This window comes from Nodosilinea nodulosa PCC 7104 (assembly GCF_000309385.1).
In the GTDB taxonomy this organism is placed as follows: domain Bacteria; phylum Cyanobacteriota; class Cyanobacteriia; order Phormidesmidales; family Phormidesmidaceae; genus Nodosilinea; species Nodosilinea nodulosa.
In genome coordinates this window covers 3,675,702-3,681,022 of sequence record NZ_JH976537.1, presented here as the reverse complement: position 1 = coordinate 3,681,022, position 5,321 = coordinate 3,675,702, and the positions used below count along the sequence as shown (strand labels likewise).

Here is a 5,321-nt window from a genome sequence, read left to right as displayed (position 1 = left end):
GCTGCTTTCGGTGCTGATGATGTTCAGTGGGAGTTTCCAACTATTCCGAATTAACCCATTCGGTAGGGTATGCAAATCAACCCAGTCAACTGCCAAAATGATGGCAGAAAACAGCAAGAGATTGCAGACTTTCTAGGTTGCTCCTTAAGGAAAGTAGCCTATTGGTGTGCCCACGGAAATCCAAGTGACTTAGCCAGTTTAACCGATGAACGAATGCATGGGAATTATCATAAGGCCACCGATCAATATGTCAACTTATTATTGGATGTCATTGAGAAAGAGCCTCAAGAATTGGGGTACGAATTTGGTCGATGGACGGCGGCTCGGCTCGCCACATATTTAGAACAAGAAACCGGGATTCAGCTAAGTGGAAGTCAAGTGAGGAGGATTCTCAAGTCAAAAAAGTACGTTTACCTCTGGGCCAAATATAGCTTAGAGGAGAAGCAAGATCCAGAGAAGCGAAAACTCTTCAAGGCAAAACTGGAGGAGTATTTAAGAATTACTAAAGAATCCCCAGAGAAGCTCCAGGTCTGGTTTTGGGATGAATGTGGCTTTAGTTTGAGAGTGACACGTCGAAAGGATTGGGTCAAGAAAGGGACGCGCAAGAAGGTTTCTGGAATTCGACGGAAAGGACGTATCAATGTGATGGGAGGAATCCGCTATTCGGACAAGAAGCGGTTGGTGGACTTTCTCCCCAAAGGAACCGGTGAAAATTTTTATAAGGTTCTCAAGAACTTTTACGAGGAGGTTATTTATGACTGGGCTGGCGAGGATAGGAGCGTGAGCGAATTTGAGAAAGACGGGCCTAAGGTTGTGATTATTTTAGACAATGCGAGTATTCACAAAAAGGAGGAATTTACAGAGAAGATAAAGTTAGAGATGCCAAATTTAGTTTGGAGTTTTTACCTGAGTATAGCCGGACTACAATCTGGTCGAATTGGTTTGGCATTCAGCAAAAGAGTTCATCTCAAATCGTTATTTAAGTCTATTGAAGATCTCGAGGCTCTTATCAATAAGCTTCTCAATGAAGGAGAACTGGCCATAAATTGGCATCGGAAGGTGAAAAACAAGGGAAGTGCTATTGATGCAATTTAGATGCGCAACAGCTTATTGAGAAAATCAAAGTTCACATTCCTCATATTTCTAAAGCTGCTTCGGTGGCATCTAGCCTTACAAAAGATGAAAATATAACTGCTCTATTTACCTGTCTAGCTAGCTTCTATGAAGGACAAGGCCTCCTTGAGGAAGCTCAAAATTGGTGGGAGGAATGCTTGGCTTCCACATTCGAGCGCTTTGGCGAAATCCATTCTGATGCAGTAATGGTTTTGGTTAAATTAGGCTCCTGCGTCCGTAACCAAGGAAAATATAGAAAAGCAGAAGATTGCCTTTCTCAAGCCTGTGAGATTGCTTTGAATCTCACAGGTAATAATCACCTCGAATTAGGTATTTGCTTATACAACCTTGGGCTTTTATACCAAGATCAAGGCCATCATGATGAAGCCGAATCCTATTATAAATTGGCTCTCGGTATACATGAATTTCATTTAGATAGTTCGCACCCTTTAATTTGTCAAAGCTTAAACTCACTAGGGTTATTGTATCGTGACAAATCACGATATGTTGAAGCAGAAGCTTTAATACAAAAATCTCTTAAGATAACGCAGGATCGCGTTCAACCTGACCATTCGGAAATTGCCTCACTTCAAAACAATCTTGCTCATATTTTAGAATTGCAAGGAAAATACTTGGAAGCAGAAACGCTTTTTCAAAGTTCGTTACAGTTGAATGAATCACTTTTCGGGGAATACCACCCTCGTACCTTGGCCAGTCTTAATAACCTAGGAGCACTTTATAAAACTCAAGGTTTATATGATAAGGCAGAGTTGCTTCTTTTGAAAGTCTTGGAAAGACATAGAGACTTATATGGACAAGAACATCTTGATACAGTCCTTAGCCTTAACAATGTAGCAGCACTTTACAACTCACAAGGACGTCTTCAGGATGCTAAAGTTTACTATCGTCAAGCACTAGAGTTAAAGCAAGAGCTTTTAGGAGAAACGCACCCTCAAGTTGCCCTAAGTCTTAACAACTTGGCAGATGTGCATTGTAAGCTGGGTAACTATCAAGCCGCTGAAGAGATGTTCGTCAGAGCGGTGGAGATGCAAAAAAAATTATTAGGTTCCGCTCACCTTGATGTCGCAATCAGCTTAAATAACTTGGCTTGCTTATACCGTACTATTGGTAGTTATAGAGATGCAGAATCTCTTTACATAAACGCATTGAGTATTCGCAAGCAGCTATTAGGACATGAGCACCCTGACATTGCCATTAGCTTGAATAATTTGGCAAGCATATACAGTAGTCAGGCCCGTTATGATGAAGCAGAAGATCTCTATATTCAGGCATTAGAGATGAGAAATCGACTGTTAGGAAATGAACATCCTGACATCGCTTCTAGCCTCAATAATTTAGCTCTATTGTATCAGTTGAAAGGTAACTACGGAGATTCTGAGAGCCTCTACATCAAAGCACTTGATATGAGCAGACATCTGTTAGGGGACAATCATCCTGATGTCGCTACCAGTCTTAACAACTTAGGTTATTTGTATAAATTGCAAGGTCGTTATCAAAAAGCAGATTCATTTTATATTCGTGCACTTGAGATAAACAAAACACTACTTGGCGACAAGCATGTTAATGTTGCAGCAAACTTAAACAATCTGGCAGGAAGTTATCAATTACAGAGAAGATATGAAGAGGCAGAGACCCTATACCTTGAAGCTTTAAAGCTGAATCGATTTCTTTTTGGAGATTGCCATCAAAATGTGGCAATCAGTCTTAATAATTTGGCAGGAATATACTGCTCTCAAAGACGTTATGAAGAAGCTGAGCCATTATATATTGAGGCTCTAAACCTGAGCCGTAGTCTGCTGGGAGAACGCCACCCCGATGTAACTCAAAGTATTAATAACTTAGCATATCTCTATAGTTCTCTGGAACGGCTTGCTGAGGCCAAAATTCTTTTTTTAAATGCCCTCGAATTAGCCGAGAACGTTCTAAGCAAGGAAGATCCGTACTATGCAATCATCCTTAAGGGCCTTGCCCAAGTGCAAAATAAACAGAATCGTGAAGGACAGGTGTAGTTTTAACTAATTTTCAAGTCGATTTTTTGCTGCCTCTTTTCACAAGCGATCGATGCTTAAACTCTTCTTCACAACAGCCAAATCAACCTCTTTCTGAAACACCATCTTCCGCGCGATTCTCCACTCAGTATCGGTATCTTCGCGCTCGTGCTTAGCCGCATATGAATAGATTTTCGTAGAGAACTTGCCCCGTGACACCTGAACCAATGAAATATCTCTGCCTCGCCCCTGGGTAAGCACAAATCCATGGCGCACCTCCTTGTGCTTTGCCTCGCTGGGAATAAGCGCGTAGGCAAGAGCAAGACTTTTATAGTGCCTGAGATTAAGAAGCCTCGTTTTGCCACTATCAAGCCGTATCACCGCAACTTTGGTCAACGACTCCAGGCGCTCAATGGTGGCCGTGTTCCCTTTTGTAACTCCGTAGGTGGGCGATGTCTCCTGGAACATCACGCGATCGCCCACGCGAAAGTACCCAGCCTTTGTCTTTATCGCTACGTCTGACAGTGCCCCTGCCTGGCGAAGTCCTGCTTGGGCCATAGTGTTTAAGGTTGCTGCATCTTCCTTAGTATCGACAATAATCAGATTGTCTTTCGGGGAAGCGATCGCTTGCGTCAACCAGTCAGCGATCAGTTGCGCCTGTGCCTCTTCCCTCGTTTCCGCGAGATAAAAGATCGTCTCATCCCGCAGTAGATTAGCCACGGTGGCTACCTTGCCAGTTCCAATACCCTGAACTAAATCTAGTGATAGTGACGGATCCTGCCGCTTAATCTCAGTCAGAGTAGTTGATGATGAAATCTTCTGGGCTAGAGCTTTGAAGGCACCACTGTGCTCAAACGCCTGCGGTGCTTTCACATCGCCGCTCATGATGAGCTTCCCACCAGCGCGGCTTACCTCCTTAACCAACCGAAGCATTTGGGCTGCACTTAATGCCTGCGCCTCATCGACCATCACCACGGTTTTGAGTGAAAGCGGATCCTTCGCATAGGAGCGGCTCCCATAACGCCGTCGTCCTTCTTTTGCCCAATCGATTTCATGGAAGAGTTTGTGAAGTGTGATGCTTCGCTTCACTTCGCCGAACAAGAGCTTTGAGAGTACTCCTTGCGATTCCAGCCCTGATTCCTTTAATCGTTCCGCACCCTGTCGCGACGGCGATACCGCAATGACTGTGTAGCCACTATTCCGGTACGCCTTAGCAGCTGCAATGAGCGTGTGAGTTTTTCCGGTGCCTGAGATGCCGCTTAGCACCTTGAGCTTCCCGCCTTCTGTGAGTGCATGGAGGGCTCGCCGCTGTTCCACACTTAATCTCTCACTCGTTCCCGCTCGTTCCACCTGCCGGCCCACTGTGACAACAATAGATGAGACAGCTTAGCCAGTCCCAATTAGAGTAGAAGGAACGGTTATCCCGCATGTCAGACTCTATGCAATCGCAGCTCTTGAATCCTGAAAACAATGGGAAAGCCGCCCGTCTAGATCCCGAAGTTCTAGAAAAACCTGTCCGCCGTCAATTCACCGCCGCTTATAAGCTCGAGATGGTACAAGCTGCAGATCGGTGCACTGAGCTGGGTCAAATCGGGGCCTTACTGCGACGAGAAGGGCTGTACTCATCGCAGTTGAGTACCTGGCGCAACCAGCGACAACAGGGGCAACTGCAAGCGCTGGCCGATAATAAGCGGGGCTGCAAAGCCACAATTCCGCATCCGGTTCAACAAGAGCTGGCGCAATTGCGCCGAGAGAATCAACAGCTGCGCCAACAAAATGCAGCAGGCCGAACTGATCATCGATATCCAAAAAAAAGCTTCGCAGTTAATGGGGATCTCTCTGAGTCCTATCCATTGCGACGAGCCCGACTGAACCGTGCTGCTGAGACCCTGGCGCTCGACGTGGGCGTTGCCCCGGCTTGCCTGTGAAACTGCCCCAGGAAAGCCGCGCAACTGGTTTCGCTGGTGGCGCAGTTCTAACTCCAGGCGCTGGCGATCGCAAATCTCTTTGCGCAGCCGCTGATTTTTGCTGAACCAGCAGTTTTCGCTGGCGGCTGAGCTGCCGCTGGAGGGCTAAAACCTGTAGTTGACCCTGCACCCGAGCCACAATCTCTTCCGATTTCAGCGGTTTGGTCATGTAGTCAACGGCGCCCACCTCAAAGGCTTGAGATCTATCCTCACTCTCCGCTAGGGCGCTGAG

At 45.8% G+C, this 5,321-nt stretch carries 3 protein-coding genes and 1 pseudogene; 3 read left to right on the top strand and 1 reads right to left on the bottom strand.

Features of this window, described 5'->3' with window-relative positions:
• Nucleotides 1-96: 96 nt before the first annotated feature.
• Nucleotides 97-1,095, top strand: a pseudogene (locus LEPTO7104_RS39425) (IS630 family transposase); the annotation flags it as partial.
• Nucleotides 1,096-1,157: 62 nt separating this feature from the next.
• On the top strand, nt 1,158-3,143 hold the full coding sequence (locus LEPTO7104_RS34255; protein ID WP_071527267.1) for a tetratricopeptide repeat protein: 1,986 nt from the start codon (nt 1,158-1,160) through the stop codon (nt 3,141-3,143).
• Between the two features lie 39 nt (nt 3,144-3,182).
• Here the strand turns inward: LEPTO7104_RS34255 and LEPTO7104_RS0116970 are convergent, their stop codons facing one another.
• Nucleotides 3,183-4,439, bottom strand: coding sequence for an ATP-dependent DNA helicase (locus LEPTO7104_RS0116970; RefSeq protein WP_196358123.1), 1,257 nt, complete (start codon nt 4,437-4,439; stop codon nt 3,183-3,185).
• Between the two features lie 122 nt (nt 4,440-4,561).
• On the opposite strand from LEPTO7104_RS0116970, the gene LEPTO7104_RS34250 reads away from it, so the two are divergent.
• On the top strand, nt 4,562-5,050 hold the full coding sequence (locus tag LEPTO7104_RS34250; protein WP_051158506.1) for a transposase: 489 nt from the start codon (nt 4,562-4,564) through the stop codon (nt 5,048-5,050).
• The last annotated feature ends 271 nt before the right edge of the window (nt 5,051-5,321 follow it).